Genomic DNA, 14981 nt, shown 5'->3' with positions numbered 1-14981 from the left:
GTTTACATTACGTGGCAATTGTAGGGAATAAAAACAACTCAAGCTAAGTCACCACCGAACTTGAGTTGCCTTTCACACTGACAACATCTTCACACACAATATAAAGATTCTTTTAAGCGAGGCTAAGTTGCCTCAAGCTTATGACTAGAGCCTTGCTCTGTGTCTATGATTAAACTTTAGAGTGTTAGCTCCAATTTGACAAACGAGAAAAATAAACCTAATAGGTGAAAAAAACTAAACTATATACCTTTGTCTAATACATTTAGATTGGATTGCTTTGGAAGCTATGATGTTGAGGCGTTTTACAGACACAAAAAAAGCGCTATAAAGCGCTTTTTAATATTTAAGACAGACTTAAATAATTTGGTTTTCTTTCCAGGCTTGCTCTTTTGCTAAACGGTTTTTGCGTTTATCACATGGATCATCGCAATCACAGGCTTTATCAATACCAACCGAACCTAAACCACCACAGCTGCTTGCCATAGATTTTTTTTGCACGATCATACCAACGGCCATAGCCGAAACTATCAAAATTAGTAAGCCAAAAGTAAGAAGAAAAAGTGACATTGCTTAGCCCCTATTGATCAGCAATAAATTAAGCTCAAAACATTGTTGAGCGACTGCTATTATATACTCAAATAACGTGGAAATAAACAAACCCGCACCATACTATAAATAAGGTTTAAATGCAGGGCTTGAGTAGGTTATTAAACCGTCTTTCGATTTACCTATTAAGTACACGGGTAAATCATGCTGCTCAGCATAAGCTTGCGCTTTATCCATACCCATAACAGTTAATGCTGTCGCAAGACCATCGGCAGTCATAGCACTTGAATGAAGCACGGTTACCGACACTAAGTCGTGCTTAATCGGCATGCCGGTCACGGGATCAATTAAGTGAGTATAAATTTCACCATCCATTTCATAAAAAATACGATAATCACCCGATGTAGCAATACCATTTGTACCTGGCGACAAAACACGGTGTACCTTACGCTCTCCAGGTTGTGCGTCTGGTTGCTCTATAGCAATTACCCAATCTTTATTATTTGGCTTCTCGCCTGCAATTCGTAGCTCACCGCCAATTTCAACCATGTAGTTGGTAATATTGTGGCTTTCTAATAACTGCGCCACCTTATCAATACCGTAGCCTTTAGCCGTTGCCGAAAACGATAACTCTAAGCCTGCCACTTTTTTAGCCAAACCTTGAGCTGTTAGCGTAAGCTTATCAACGCCTATATTTTTAATCATACTTACAAGCTCTTCATCGCTAGGACGATTAGTTGGCTTTTTATCTGGGCCAAACCCCCATAAATCAATTAAAGGCCCCATAGTGACATCAAGTGTTTTGGTTGACTCACCTAACCGAATAGACTCAGATATAACAGCCCTAAAATCTTCACTAATCGGCATAACCTGATTTGCTGGTAATCTGTTGAATGTATTTATCTCAGAGTCATCTATGTAAGTAGACATAGACTGATTAACATCTTTTAAAACAGCGTCTATTTGCGACTGTAACTGTGAGGCAGACAGCTGAACTTGCTCATCATAGTACTTAATATGATAAGTAGTGCCCATAGTCTTACCTTCTAAAAAGGTCTCTTTTGACTCTGGCTTTTCACCACAACCAGACAATAATAAAGTCAGCGTAATTAGCAAAAAGGCCATTATGCCTTGTGAAGTACTTACTCGATTCATAACTGTTCTACTTAATAGATTGATAAAATTAAAGAATAAAAAAGCCTCGTAACACAAGTGCTACGAGGCTGGTATTTTAACCAAAACTAAACTGTTTTGGTATTAGTGTTAGCCACCGAAGTCATCTAGTAAGATATTTTCGTCTTCAACACCTAAATCTTTAAGCATAGTAATAACTGCCGCGTTCATCATTGGAGGACCACACATGTAGTACTCACAATCTTCAGGCGCTTCGTGATCTTTAAGATAATTCTCAAATAACACGTTATGGATAAAGCCAGTGTAGCCTTCCCAGTTATCTTCAGGTTGTGGATCTGAAAGTGCTGTATGCCATACGAAGTTAGGGTTTTCAGCGGCTAAGCCGTCAAAATCTTCTACGTAGAACATTTCACGCTCAGAACGTGCACCATACCAAAAGCTCATCTTACGTTTAGAGTTCAAACGTTTAAGTTGGTCAAAGATATGAGAACGCATTGGCGCCATACCAGCACCACCACCAACAAATACCATCTCTGCATCGGTGTCTTTAGCAAAGAACTCACCAAATGGACCCGAAATAGTTACTTTATCGCCAGCTGTAAGTGACCAAATGTACGAAGACATTTTACCACACGGCAAGCTAAGGTTTCTTGGCGGCGGAGCAGCAATACGCACGTTAAGCATAATGATGCCTTCTTCTTCTGGGTAGTTAGCCATTGAGTAAGCACGAATAGTCTCTTCGTCTACTTTTGACTCCAGATCGAAGAAACCAAAGTGGTTCCAATCACCACGATATTCTTCAGGAACATCGAAATCTGCATATTTAACATGGTGAGGTGGCGCTTCGATTTGGATGTAACCACCCGCACGGAACGGCACTGACTCGCCATCTGGAATTTGCAGCTTAAGTTCTTTAATGAATGTTGCTTTGTTATCGTTAGAGATAACTTCACAATCCCACTTCTTAACACCGAAAATTGACTCTTCAAGCTCAATTTCCATGTCGTTTTTAACATTTACCTGACACGCTAAACGGCAGCCTTCACGGGCTTCGCCTTTAGATATGTGATCAAGCTCAGTTGGCAGAATATCGCCACCACCTTCTTTAATGTGTACACGACACTGGCCACAAGAGCCACCGCCACCACATGCAGATGATACAAATATACCTGACTCAGATAGCGCGCCTAAAAGCTTACTACCTGCTGATGTTTTAATGGCTTTATCTGGGTCGCCATTAATGCTAATGATAATATCACCACTTGCAACTAACTGAGATTTAGCACCAATGATGACTAAAACCAGTAGTACAACGATAGCGATAAAAACACCAACGCCTAAGAAAATCTGATAATCCATGATTTATCCTCGCTACCTTTACAGTGAAATACCAGAGAATGACATAAAGCCAAGTCCCATTAAACCAACAGTGATGAAGGTAATACCTAAACCACGTAAGCCGTCTGGCACGTCTGAATACTTCATTTTCTCACGGATACCTGCAAGTAATGTAATTGCAAGTGCCCAACCAACACCAGCGCCAATACCATAAACAACAGACTCACCGAAGTTATAGTTACGCTCAACCATGAAAGATACCGCACCAAAGATTGCACAGTTAACTGTGATCAATGGTAAAAAGATACCTAATGCGTTGTAAAGTACTGGGAAGAACTTATCTAATACCATTTCAAGAATTTGCACTAGCGCTGCTATAACGCCAATGAAAGTTAAGAAACGTAAAAAGCTAAGGTCTGCATCAGGATAACCAAGCCACGTAAGTGAACCTGGTGCTAATACAGCATGGTAAACTAAGTTATTAACAGGTACTGAAATACCTAAAACAACGATAACCGCTACACCTAGGCCAATTGAAGTAGTCACTTTCTTTGATACTGCTAAAAAAGTACACATGCCTAAGAAAAATGATAACGCTAAGTTTTCAATAAAAACGGCTTTTACAAATAAACTAATATAATGTTCCACTGTGTGCCCCTTACGCTTTAGCTTCTACTTGGTCTTTCTTATAAGTACGAAGTACCCATATGAATAAACCAATGATGAAGAATGCACTCGGTGGTAATATCAATAGACCCATAGGTTGATACCAACCGCCATCTTGTACTAATGGGATAATATCAACACCGAATAGTGTTCCTTTACCGAATAGCTCACGAATGAAACCAACAGTAAGTAAAACAACAGAATAGCCTAAACCATTACCAATACCGTCAAGGAATGACATTAGTGGTGGCGACTTCATCGCATATGCTTCAGCACGACCCATTACAATACAGTTAGTAATAATTAGACCAACGAAGACTGAAAGCTCTTTAGCCGTAGCATAAGAAAACGCTTGCAGTACTTGGTCAACAACAATAACTAATGATGCAATAATCGTCATTTGTACAATGATACGTACTGACGATGGGATCTGGTTACGAATAGTCGAGATAAAGAAGCTCGAAAACGCAGTTACCAAGGTCAATGCTATTGACATGATTAACGCATTTTTTAAGCTAGACGTTACCGCTAACGCAGAACAAATACCCAGTACTTGTAGTGCGATTGGGTTGTTAGCTAAAACCGGACCAAATAGGACCGCCTTCATTTCTTTAGTATCAGCCATTATTTCAATGCTCCTTTACGTACTTTCGCAAGGAAAGGGCCAAAGCCGTTTTCGCCAGTCCAAAAGTCAACTGCATGTTCAACACCGTTAGACGTTAATGTAGCACCTGAAAGACCATCGATCTTATGCTCATTATCACCCGCAGTACCTTTAACAATTTGAATTGGTAGCTCTTTACCTTGCCACGTAGCAGTCCACTGTGGATTTTGAATTTCACCACCTAAGCCAGGCGTTTCATTATGCTTGTAGAAAATAATGTTTTTAACTGTTTCGCCATCGCTTTCAAGCGAGATAAAACCGTACATTAAGCCCCATAAGCCATAGCCCTGAATAGGAAGAATGATTGCATCAATAGAGCCATCTTCTTTTTTCGAGATATACACCGGTGACTCTTTAGTCACACGTTGAATACCAGCAATGTCTTTAACGCCTTTCTCTTGAAGAGAAACACTTAGCGCTGCATCGTATTTGCTTTTTTCAAAATCAAAGATTGTTGGGTCTGTGTCTACAAACTCACCTGTGGTCATATTTACAACGCGCGCTTCAATTTTAGCATTAAATGTATCAGATACATTTTCAACTTTATCGATGCCTGCCGCTGCTAAGATATTGCTTTGAATATCTTTATTTTTATTAGCTTGCTGTAAAGGACGAAGCTGTACAGAAGCAAACGATACAATGATTGCACACACTAAACATAGTGCTACAACAACTGCTAACGTTTTACCGATTGATTCGTTATTACTAGACATTACGTGCCAACCTCCGCTTGATATTAGCTTGCACTACAAAGTGATCGAACAGTGGAGCAAATAAGTTAGCAAATAAAATTGCTAGCATCATACCTTCTGGGAAAGCAGGATTCACAACACGGATAAGAACCACCATAAGACCAATTAGTAAACCGTATGCAAATTTACCTTTATTAGTAAATGCAGCCGATACAGGGTCTGTAGCCATAAAGAACATACCAAACGCAAAACCACCAAGCACTAAATGCCAATACCAAGGCATTGCAAATACAGGGTTAGTTTCTGAGCCAACAGCATTTAATAAGAATGCCGTTGCTACCATACCAAGGAATACACCTAGTACGATACGCCAAGAAGCGATGCGAACGTAAATTAAGAATAAACCACCTACAAGTAATGCAAGTGTCGATGTCTCACCAACAGAACCTTGAATGAAACCGTAAAATGCATTCCACCATAATTCCATGTTTGAAAAATCAAGTGTGCCAACAAAAGCTTGGCCTAGCATAGTCGCACCAGAGAAAGAATCTACTGCAGTCCATACTGTGTCACCCGAAATTTGTGCCGGGTATGCGAAGAATAAGAACGCACGGCCAGCCAAAGCAGGGTTTAAGAAGTTACGACCAGTACCACCAAAAATTTCTTTAGCGATTACTACACCGAACGTGATACCCAGTGCAACTTGCCATAAAGGAATTGTTGCAGGTAAAATAAGTGCAAATAATACAGAAGTAACGAAGAAACCTTCATTAATTTCATGCTTACGCACAGAAGCAAAAATCACTTCCCAAAAACCACCTACAGCAAACGTGACTGCGTAAATTGGTAGGAAGAAACATGCTCCGTAGAACATTTTAGCGCCCCAGCCTGCATTAGCGGTTAATTCACCACCAAAGAACTGAAACAGACCAACCTGCCACGAATTTGCTAGTTCAAAACCTTGTGCTAAAGCACCTGCGGCCTGGTGACCGATGTTGAACATACCAAAAAACATAGCTGGGAACGTCGCCATCCACACTAAAATCATCATGCGTTTTAGGTCGATATTATCGCGTACGTGTGTCTTGCCTTTATTTACATAGCCTGGTGTATAAAAAATAGTTGCAGCTGCTTCATACAGTGCATAAAATTTTTCATATTTTCCACCGGCTTCAAAATTCGGCTCGATATCTTCTAGATATTTTTTTAAACCCATCTCTCTAGCCTTCCTTCTCGATCGTAGTTAAGCAATCGCGTAGGATAGAACCATACTCGTATTTGCCAGGACAAACGAAGGTACATAACGCTAAATCTTCTTCATCAAGTTCAAGCGCGCCCAGTGAAATTGCACTATCTAAATCGCGTGCAATTAAGTCACGTAATAATAGTGTAGGCAAAATATCTAACGGCATCACGCGCTCGTAGCTACCAATTGGAACCATGGCACGTTTTGAACCACCTGTAGACGTTGTCATTTTAAATAAACGACTCGGCGTAAGGTGAGAAAGGAATGTACGCGTTACAGAGAATTTATCACTACCTGGTGCAATCCAGCCAAATAGTTCTTTTTCGCGACCTTCAAGTAATACAGATACTTGAACGTGGTAACGACCTAAGAACGCATTAACACCGTTTGAAGTAGCGCCAGATAAAACAGAACCAGAAATAACACGGTTATCACCGTCTTCTAATTCTCCAGCAACTAAATCATCCAATGAAGCACCTAATTGTGTTTTCACTAAACGTGGGTTTTTAACACGAGGACCTGCAAGCGAAACAACACGGTTTGTGTAAATTTCACCCGTAAGGAATAAGTGACCATACGCAATAACGTCTTGGTAACCAATATGCCAAACTTGTTTACTAGCAGATACAGGGTCAAGATTATGGATATGAGTGCCTACAAGGCCAGCAGGGTGCACACCACCAAACTCATGTACTTCTACTTGAGCTATAGATGAGCTAGGAACTTGACTGCCAACTTGCTTACAAACAAATACTTTTCCATCAGTCAAACGCGATACAACGGCTAAACCCGCTTCGAATGCTTGCGCATTATCAGCAATAATTACCGCAGGATCTGCAGCAAGAGGATTAGTGTCGATAGCGGTCACAAAGATAGAGCTAGGATTTGCATCCACAGCCGCAACTTTGCTGAATGGGCGAGCACGAAGTGCCGTCCACTGACCAGACTGGATAAGTACTTCTTTAGCTTTTTCACGATCTAAGCTCGTAAGCTCAGTGTCAGAGAAAGAGTCAAAGGTGATTTGCTCACTGCCGTCTACTTCAATAACAACAGATTGCAGCACACGTTTAGCACCACGATTTATTTCTTTTACAACACCAGAAGCTGGTGCGGTAAATAGGACGCCGGGGTTCTTTTTATCTTCAAAAAGTACCTGGCCTTTTTTAACTTGGTCATCCATACGGATATGCATGGTTGGACGCATACCAATAAACTCTTCACCTAGCACAGCTACACGTTTGACGGGAGAACCGTCGTGAATAACTTGCTGAGGTGCGCCCTCTATGGGTAAATCCAGACCTTTTTTTATGTTGATCATACGCACTTGCACTACATTAACGGAAAGAAACTGAAAAATCGTACCAACCACGTCGCCATTTGAGCTATCCCAAGTTATATCTATGTATACAAAGAACAACTTGCTATGAATACTAAACAAGCAACGCGGTAAAAACTCTTCACATATTGCCTTAATTTTAACATCATTGTGGGCGACTATGCGAGTCTAATTATGAAAATTATACGACAGAAACACTTATTTAGTTTTGTTATGTGTATTTAATAAAATTTAAGTTAGACCAAAGTGGTAGCTTAAGCAAAGAATGACATTTTTTAATCACAATTGTTCAAAAAAGCCCGCAAAACAAAAAAGTCGCACTCAGCGACTTTTTAATTACATATTTGCAAATATGGTTAATCAATCATATTTGCAATTGGTTTGACCGAATCCACATCTTGATCGTAATCAACTCCGTCAATACCAAAGCCAAATAAACGTAAAAATTCGTTATGGTAACCCACATAATCGGTTAACTCATCAATTGAGCTTGTATCTACGCTATCCCAAACAGCTTGAACACGTGCTTGCACATCGTCTTCTAATTCTTTGTAGTTTTGAAATAAATGGCCACCTTCATCAAAGCGTGGGTTATCACCATATAAGTTCTCACTAAATAAAGCCTGAATTTGCTCAATTGTACCTTCATAAGTACCATCTGCTTTCATTACTTTAAATAATGCTGAAATGTATAAAGGCATAATAGGAATAGCCGAGCTTGCTTGTGTTACCACAGCATTAAGAGACGATACATAGGCTTCGCCATTTAAATCTTTTGTAGATTCTTTAATTGCAGCAGTTGCTCGGTCTAAATCTTCTTTAGCCTTACCAATAGTAGCGTGTCCGTATATTGGCCATGTTAGCTCTTTACCAATATAAGTGTAGGCCGTAGTTTTAAAGTTATCAGCTAATACGTCGGCTTCTTTTAATGCATCAATCCACATTTCCCAATCTTCACCGCCCATTACTTTAATGGTGTTGTCGATATCGTCCTGGTTTGCCGCTTCAACAGTAATTTCATCAATTTCACGCTTTGACGTATTAAGGTTTTTAGTTGTAACTGCGTTACCTATTGGCTTAAGTGTAGAGGAGAACACTTCACCCGTATTTGGATCAGTACGACGAGGAGACGCCAAGCTATAAATAATACAATCTACTTTGCCCAAATCTGCTTTAATAGTGTCGATTGCTTTTTGTTTGATTTCGTTAGAAAACGCATCACCATTAATATTTTTAGACCAAAGACCCGCTTCGTCAGCTGCTTCTTGAAATGCTGCAGTATTGTACCAACCAGCAGAACCTGTTTTACGTTCAGTGCCTTCTTTTTCAAAGAAAATACCGAGTGTTTTAGCGCCGCCACCAAATGCAGCTGTGATACGCGACGCCAAGCCGTAGCCTGTAGATGCGCCAATAACTAATACATTTTTTGGTGCGTTTTTTAACACGCCTTGTTGTTTTACATAGTTAATTTGTTCTTGAACATGCTCGCTACATCCCGTTGGGTGTGCGTTGGTACAGATAAATCCACGAATTTTAGGCTTAATGACCATTGATGATCCTATATCTTTTACAATAAAAATTAGCGCTAGTTTAAAGGCTAATACTAAAAACACTGATCTGATCAGTTAATCACTAATCAGATACTTCAAAAAATACTTAGCTAATTTTAGAGCCGCCCATACAATTAGGCGAATCAGGTGCTTCTCCGCCCTGCTCGGTATACTCATCCGGTGTATAAGTATGGATAGCGAGTGCATGAATATGATTTGCTAACTCATCTTTTAAAATTTCATTAATTTGACGATGGCGTTGTAATAGGCGTTTGCCAGCAAATTCTTCGCTTACCACTATAACTTTAAAATGTGACTCGGTGCCTTTGCTGTGCATGTGACTTTCGTTAATTACATTTAAATGCTTACAGGCAATTGCGCTGCTGATTTTTTCTTGAATTTGTTGCTGCATTGACATAAAAAACCATTTTTGTAGTTAAGTTATGTTGTTATCATAACAAGTAGCCAAGCCTATTGGCTAACTAAAATTGAGCTTGCTTGATTTGCTTTATGCATCTAAACGTTAAGCTAATTCGTGGGTGAGCCAATGTAGTTTGCTTTGGGATTGCATGTTGATAATCACGCTGACTGTCGCCACTCATGACTAAACAGCTACCACTTTGCAGCTTTAAATCGGTTACTTTATTTGTCGATTTTTGTTTAAGCTTTAAAACACGCTCTGCTCCAAGTGATACACACACAATAGTAGGTTGATGGCCCAGCTCTATTTCGTCATCACTGTGCCAACCCATAGTATCGTTACCATCTCGGTAATAATTAACTAATAAAGAATTTAATGGCTGATTTAAATGTTTTTCTAAGCGCTTACGCATTGCTAATAAAATATCAGGCCAAGGCTCTACTATTAACTTACTATGCGAATAACCATATTCGAAATTATGCTCGCTAATAAAGCATTGAAGTCGGGGAATTGGGCCTGTTTTAGAATAAACGGTGACGTCGGGTTGCTGCCAAACTAGGTTTTTTTGTAAATAATAAAATAAATCGAGGCTTTTTTGCGCGCTAAGTGCCCTACTTTGATAAGAAAAGCCATTTGGTAACTGTTGGGGGTTGGCGTTTTGCCGTTGCATGTTAGAATTTACCTACATTAGTTTACTGATCAAATACCATTATGACGACGCAAGCCCAGCTAGGCGATAAAACCTTTACTCTTGAACGCTTTCCTTTGGATCAAAAAAACCGCAGTTTACAAGCGTGGGATTCAGCCGATGAGTACCTTATCAATTATGTTAACGAACATCACCCTGATTGTCGCTCACTGCTTATTTTAAACGATAGCTTTGGTGCACTTGCTTGTAGTTTTAATCAATTAACGGTTTGTTCAGTTAATGATTCTTATATTAGCCATCAAGCAGTGGCATATAACTTACAAATAAACAAACTATCCACGGCGCAATTTAGCCAAATAGATAGCCTGTCTGCATTGCCTGAAGACATAGATTTAGTGCTAATAAAAATACCGCGTAACGTAGGTTTTTTGCAATTTCAACTAAGTGAATTAAGCGAAATACTTGCACCTGGTACACCCGTAATTGCAGCCGGTAAAACAAAAGAAATTCATAATTCAACAATAAAATCGTTTGAGCAATTTATTGGTGAAACAAAAACAAGTTTAGCGGTTAAAAAATCACGTCTTATATTAAGCACTGCAAAAGGTGGGTATAAAGCAGCTGATTTCCCTATTACTTGGCCACTTGAAGGCACTGAATTTAATATAACAAATCATGCAAATGTGTTTTCACGTGATTCGTTAGATATAGGTGCTCGATTCTTTTTCAACTATTTACCAGAAACCAAGAAAGAAACTAGCATAATCGATTTAGGTTGTGGTAATGGTGTTGTAGGTGTTATGGCGCTTGCTCGTTGCCCTAAAGCATCTGTCACATTTGTTGATGAATCATACATGGCGGTTGAGTCTGCACGTTTAAATGTAGAACAAAACATGCCTGAGCAGTTTGATAATTGCCAATTTATTGAAAACGATTGCTTGACCGACTTTGATCAAGACAGTGTGGATATGGTGCTATGTAACCCACCATTTCATCAAGCGCAAGCTGTAACAGACCACATAGCGTGGCAAATGTTTAAACAAGCAAAAGAAACCTTAAAACAAGGTGGCGAATTACGTATTATTGGTAACCGTCATTTAGATTATCACGACAAACTAAACCGTATGTTTGGGAACTGTAAACTACTTGGCTCCAACAAGAAATTTGTAGTACTTAGTGCCACTAAAAATTATTAGGAATTTAATGATTAAAATTACTTTTAGCCTATGTGCGTTACTTGTACTAGCTGGCTGTACTAGTCAGCCTAATCAAGTGATCCTTAACCCGGTTTATAAAAATGGCCAGATTAGTACAATTAACAGCAGTTTAAGTACCAGCGTGATTGATTTACGTGGTGACACTGCAACGCTTAAGCTGATTGAATCTGATAAAACTAAAACGTTTGCAAGTCAAGGTATTACAGAGTCAGTTAAAAGCGTTTTAGATAGCGCGCTGAGTCGAAACGGAGCAAGTATTTCAAACCTAGCGACTGTGCGTTTTGAAGTAGATATTCATGCACTGCAAGCTGTGGTAACAGAAAAACTAGTAAGCCACACCAGTGAAGCTCAGATAGAGCTTGGTGTTCGTGTTATTCGCGCTTCAAGCAATTTTAGTAAGGTGTACCGAGGTAGTGCTAATTTAGAAGGCCCATTTAGTCATGAGCGAGCAAAAGTAGAAGGCCAGCTCAATAAGTTGACTGAGCAAATTATTACCCGCATTGTATCAGATCCTGAATTAATAGAATTTTTAGAAGGTTAAACATGAAACGACTTTTTTTAATCTGTTTCGGCCTATTTTTTAGCGCAAGTAGCTTAGCAGCCCAAGAAGGCCGCTTTGTGCAAAAAGATAATATTTTTCCGCGCGTCGAAATCGTAACCTCAATGGGCAGTATCGTAGTCGAGCTTGATCGCTCAAGAGCCCCTATTACAGTCAATAACTTTTTAACGTACGTGTCAGATAAAAGTTACCAGGGGAGTGTTTTCCACCGTATTGAGCGTGATGTAGAAAATGATCGCGATTTTGTTATTCAAGGTGGCGGGTACGACAAAGACTACGATGGTTTACATGAAAACGATCCTATTTTTAACGAAAGTGGTAATGGCTTAAAAAATGACATGTACAGTATAGCCATGGCATATCAGGACAGAGAGCCGCATTCTGGTACTCGTCAGTTCTTTTTTAATATGGACAATAACGACCATTTAAATCCAGATAAAGACTGGGGATTTGCCGTATTTGGTAATGTAATGGATGGCTACGACACACTTGATAAAATAATGGTTGTCGAAACAGGCTTTAACGAAAAAATTGGTTACGATTTCGTGCCAAAAGTACCTGTTGTTATCTTAAATATAAAAGTCCTTGAGCAAGTACCATTATAATTAATGAGCTGTAGTTTAACTACACCCAATCGCCAATGAAGGCCCTATGAGCAAAACTCTCTCTATTAGCGAATATTTTTCTTACTTTAAAGACAAACGCTTAATCAATATTTTTATATTTGGTATGAGCAGTGGTTTTCCTTGGGTTTTAATTGGCTCAGTGCTGTCGGCTTGGTTAAAGGATGAAGGCCTAAGTCGCAGTATGATTGGCCTATTTGGCATTGTATTTGGGGCTTACAGTATAAACTTTTTATGGTCGCCACTCATTGACCGGACCAAGCTCCCTATTTTATATAAATGGCTTGGCCAACGTCGTAGCTGGATACTATTATGCCAAAGCTTTATCTTAATTGGCACGTTACTATTAGCTGGACTTGATTTAAAAACTAACTTAGCGCTTGTTGCCGTAATTTGCTTATTAATCGCCATTGCTTCTGCTACGCAAGATATTGCAATTGACGCATTTAGAATTGACACTCTCAGTGAAAACGAATCTCATAAAGCTACGGCAGCCGCCGCAATGGCAACATCTGGTTGGTGGACAGGTTATGCGCTTTTAGGTGCTATTCCATTTTATATGGCTGATATCCCCTCGCTTGACTGGCCCCAAATATATTATTTTTTAGCCGCTATAATTTTGCTGTTAATGGGTGGAGCTTTGTTCGCAAAAGAGCCTAAGTCAAACAGAGAAGCCGTGCATGCTGAGCTTGAGCGTGTATACCTTGAAAAACTTTCATCAACAAAACAAACCCCACTTACAAAAACAGTTGCGTGGCTCGCGGTAACCGTTATTGATCCCTTTAGAGCCTTTTTCACTAAAAACGGCGTTAAAACTGCACTTGCGTTACTTGCATTTATTTTCTTATTTAAGATAGGTGAAGCGTTTTTGGGCCGCATGTCTATTGTGTTTTATAAAGAAATTGGTTTTAGTAATAGCGATATTGCTACATTTTCAAAAGTAGGCACTGCCGTACTTACCATTATATTTACCTTTGTTGGCAGCTTATTTAATCAAAAATATGGCATTGTTAAAGGTTTATTTATAAGTGGTATTGCAATGGCAGCATCAAACTTAGCATTTTCATGGATTGCTTTAGTTGGACCTGACTTAAGGCTGTATGCCTTTGCTATTGTTATTGATGGATTTACACAAGCGTGGTCGTTAGTGGCAATGGTCGCGTTTATATCAATGCTTTGTGATAGGGCATTTAGCGCAACTCACTATGCGTTGCTAGCATCATTAGGGAACTTAGGAAGAACGTTGCTTTCAAGTTATAGTGGTGTAGTAATAGATGATTGGTTGGCAGGTAATTGGTCGCTATTTTTTATTCTTACAGCGTTAATGGTTTTACCATCGTTACTATTCTTGTACTTAATTAGGCACAAGCTGTATGAACTTGAGCGAAATTATCATCAAAAAAATTAAGAAATATAATGCATCCCTGCATTAATTTACTGCCTAGAACATTTATATAACTCATAAATGAACTAAACAATCACATAATTAATCTACTTTCAGCAAATTTAATGCTTCATGTGGATCAACGTCTAGTGCAGTACAATAGCGAACAAATTCAATAACATCTAAACGGCGCTCTTGATTTTCAATTTTACCGATAAACGAATGAGGTGTACCTAGCACTTGTGCAAGGCTGCGCATTGTATGCCCTTTTTCATGGCGCTTACTCTTAAGCCACTTTGTTAGCTTTGCGTTTTCTTCTGAAGAAACGGTTTTGCCCATCATTTTACATCTCCTACTCGATGATTTGACATACCCATTAAAGCAGTAGCCTATCAATAGCTGTAGGTAAGTAAGCAGCGCTACTTAATTTCACTTCAATAGCAAGGTGTTGCAGTTAAGCACTGTTGCCACTTACTTCTACCCACTTAGCTAAAAGCTACGCTAAAAATGTGGTATAAGTTTGTTTTTATTGAGAATGAAATTTTGCCCGTCTCATTCTTGGATACATTATATACTATTAATACTTTGGTTGAATGATTAATTGCGTTGTTCGGTACAAAATTAACTTGAGCGAATGTTTATAAACACTGAATATCCATCCATTTTCATCAAAAATTGAATTTTTTATGATTTTGTTTCATTTTAATGCGACATGTTTATTATTGAGTCTTATTAATTTTAAAAAGGTTGAGTCATGTTCAGGATACTATTTTTATTGCCAATTTTACTGTGCTTAGGTTGGTATCTTTTTTTGCGCAATAACGGGGTTCCAATTAAACAAGGTAAAAAAGGCTTTATGTATATTTTAGCTTTTTCTGCGTTTGTGCTCGGCTTTTTTATATTTATTATGCAAATAACCGAATACGCACCAACTGATTTATAGGCATTAAAAAAGC

General features: G+C 39.0%; 17 protein-coding genes. 5 read left to right on the top strand and 12 right to left on the bottom strand.

All coding sequences use genetic code 11. The features are described 5' to 3' along the window. Nucleotides 1–354: 354 nt before the first annotated feature. From nqrM to DC53_RS13465, 11 genes are all read right to left on the bottom strand, one after another. Nucleotides 355–567, bottom strand: coding sequence for a (Na+)-NQR maturation NqrM (gene nqrM / locus DC53_RS13415; protein WP_007376137.1), 213 nt, complete (start codon nucleotides 565–567; stop codon nucleotides 355–357). A 102-nt stretch (nucleotides 568–669) separates the two neighbouring features. Then, the gene (locus DC53_RS13420; RefSeq protein WP_033028966.1) at nucleotides 670–1701 is read right to left on the bottom strand and encodes an FAD:protein FMN transferase; all 1032 of its coding nucleotides are present in this window, start codon (nucleotides 1699–1701) and stop codon (nucleotides 670–672) included. Nucleotides 1702–1809: 108 nt separating this feature from the next. Further along, complete coding sequence (nqrF, locus tag DC53_RS13425) at nucleotides 1810–3039, bottom strand: NADH:ubiquinone reductase (Na(+)-transporting) subunit F (protein ID WP_007376135.1); 1230 nt, start codon at nucleotides 3037–3039, stop codon at nucleotides 1810–1812. 18 nt (nucleotides 3040–3057) lie between these two features. Next, the gene (gene nqrE / locus DC53_RS13430; protein WP_007376134.1) at nucleotides 3058–3666 is read right to left on the bottom strand and encodes an NADH:ubiquinone reductase (Na(+)-transporting) subunit E; all 609 of its coding nucleotides are present in this window, start codon (nucleotides 3664–3666) and stop codon (nucleotides 3058–3060) included. A 10-nt stretch (nucleotides 3667–3676) separates the two neighbouring features. Beyond that, nucleotides 3677–4309: an NADH:ubiquinone reductase (Na(+)-transporting) subunit D gene (locus DC53_RS13435; RefSeq protein ID WP_007376133.1), complete on the bottom strand. Its 633-nt coding sequence runs from the start codon at nucleotides 4307–4309 to the stop codon at nucleotides 3677–3679. Further along, the gene (locus DC53_RS13440; RefSeq protein WP_007376132.1) at nucleotides 4309–5061 is read right to left on the bottom strand and encodes a Na(+)-translocating NADH-quinone reductase subunit C; all 753 of its coding nucleotides are present in this window, start codon (nucleotides 5059–5061) and stop codon (nucleotides 4309–4311) included. Before DC53_RS13440 ends, DC53_RS13435 begins: the two co-directional genes overlap by 1 nt. After that, nucleotides 5054–6256, bottom strand: a complete 1203-nt coding sequence (locus tag DC53_RS13445) for an NADH:ubiquinone reductase (Na(+)-transporting) subunit B (RefSeq protein ID WP_007376131.1) — start codon at nucleotides 6254–6256, stop codon at nucleotides 5054–5056. The genes DC53_RS13440 and DC53_RS13445 overlap by 8 nt, the downstream gene beginning before the upstream one ends. Nucleotides 6257–6260: 4 nt before the next feature. Beyond that, nucleotides 6261–7604 carry a Na(+)-translocating NADH-quinone reductase subunit A gene (locus DC53_RS13450; RefSeq protein ID WP_033028974.1) on the bottom strand — a complete coding sequence of 448 codons (1344 nt, stop codon included), beginning with the start codon at nucleotides 7602–7604 and terminating at the stop codon, nucleotides 6261–6263. A gap of 374 nt (nucleotides 7605–7978) precedes the next feature. Then, on the bottom strand, nucleotides 7979–9172 hold the full coding sequence (gene fabV / locus DC53_RS13455) for an enoyl-ACP reductase FabV (RefSeq protein WP_007376129.1): 1194 nt from the start codon (nucleotides 9170–9172) through the stop codon (nucleotides 7979–7981). A 106-nt stretch (nucleotides 9173–9278) separates the two neighbouring features. Continuing rightward, the gene (locus DC53_RS13460; protein ID WP_033028965.1) at nucleotides 9279–9590 is read right to left on the bottom strand and encodes a BolA family protein; all 312 of its coding nucleotides are present in this window, start codon (nucleotides 9588–9590) and stop codon (nucleotides 9279–9281) included. A gap of 64 nt (nucleotides 9591–9654) precedes the next feature. Continuing rightward, nucleotides 9655–10263, bottom strand: coding sequence for an alpha-ketoglutarate-dependent dioxygenase AlkB family protein (locus tag DC53_RS13465; protein ID WP_008133956.1), 609 nt, complete (start codon nucleotides 10261–10263; stop codon nucleotides 9655–9657). A gap of 41 nt (nucleotides 10264–10304) precedes the next feature. Between DC53_RS13465 and DC53_RS13470 the strand changes: the two genes are divergently transcribed. From DC53_RS13470 to DC53_RS13485, 4 genes are read left to right on the top strand one after another with little or no spacing between them, the layout of a single operon-like run. Next, nucleotides 10305–11438, top strand: a complete 1134-nt coding sequence (locus DC53_RS13470; protein WP_007376125.1) for a methyltransferase — start codon at nucleotides 10305–10307, stop codon at nucleotides 11436–11438. A 7-nt stretch (nucleotides 11439–11445) separates the two neighbouring features. Next, nucleotides 11446–12000: a YajG family lipoprotein gene (locus DC53_RS13475; RefSeq protein ID WP_008133953.1), complete on the top strand. Its 555-nt coding sequence runs from the start codon at nucleotides 11446–11448 to the stop codon at nucleotides 11998–12000. 2 nt (nucleotides 12001–12002) lie between these two features. Next, complete coding sequence (locus DC53_RS13480) at nucleotides 12003–12623, top strand: peptidylprolyl isomerase (protein ID WP_007376123.1); 621 nt, start codon at nucleotides 12003–12005, stop codon at nucleotides 12621–12623. A gap of 46 nt (nucleotides 12624–12669) precedes the next feature. After that, nucleotides 12670–14049: an AmpG family muropeptide MFS transporter gene (locus tag DC53_RS13485; RefSeq protein ID WP_007376122.1), complete on the top strand. Its 1380-nt coding sequence runs from the start codon at nucleotides 12670–12672 to the stop codon at nucleotides 14047–14049. A 78-nt stretch (nucleotides 14050–14127) separates the two neighbouring features. Here the strand turns inward: DC53_RS13485 and DC53_RS13490 are convergent, their stop codons facing one another. Continuing rightward, nucleotides 14128–14367, bottom strand: coding sequence for a helix-turn-helix domain-containing protein (locus DC53_RS13490; protein WP_007376121.1), 240 nt, complete (start codon nucleotides 14365–14367; stop codon nucleotides 14128–14130). A 412-nt stretch (nucleotides 14368–14779) separates the two neighbouring features. Here DC53_RS13490 and DC53_RS22555 point away from each other — a divergent pair, with 412 nt between their 5' ends. Beyond that, nucleotides 14780–14968 (top strand): hypothetical protein, encoded by a 189-nt coding sequence (locus DC53_RS22555; RefSeq protein WP_033014996.1) that lies wholly within the window; start codon nucleotides 14780–14782, stop codon nucleotides 14966–14968. Nucleotides 14969–14981: the final 13 nt, after the last annotated feature.

Origin of the sequence: Pseudoalteromonas fuliginea (assembly GCF_000690055.1) — a bacterium.
Classification (GTDB): Bacteria; Pseudomonadota; Gammaproteobacteria; order Enterobacterales; family Alteromonadaceae; genus Pseudoalteromonas; species Pseudoalteromonas fuliginea.
This window is presented reverse-complemented; position numbering and strand designations above follow the sequence as displayed.